The organism is Mediterraneibacter sp. 210702-DFI.5.30 (assembly GCF_020560115.1).
Taxonomy (GTDB): Bacteria; Bacillota; Clostridia; order Lachnospirales; family Lachnospiraceae; genus Mediterraneibacter; species Mediterraneibacter faecis.
This window is the reverse complement of sequence record NZ_JAJCME010000151.1, coordinates 1-242: the sequence shown is the minus strand read 5'-3', so window position 1 is coordinate 242 and position 242 is coordinate 1. Positions and strand designations below refer to the sequence as shown.

Here is a 242-nt window from a genome sequence, read left to right as displayed (position 1 = left end):
AGACTAGCATGTTCCCAACGAATACACCGCTAATTGGAATCAAAATAAAATTGATTGCTGTCATAATGACTAAGACTGGTGCCAAACTTCCAATCAGAAATTCCACTTTATTAACAGATGAACTCAACAAAACACGTAACGTCTGCTTTTCTTTTTCTTCTGCTAAAGGCATACTAGCCGCCATAATGCCCGTCATTGTCACATTAAATATAACGCCTATCTGTAAAATATACCCTGTAACA

The 242-nt window shown here is 36.8% G+C and carries 1 pseudogene; it reads right to left on the bottom strand.

What is annotated here, in order from left to right:
* Positions 1–242: pseudogene (locus LI126_RS15055) on the bottom strand (hypothetical protein); the annotation flags it as partial.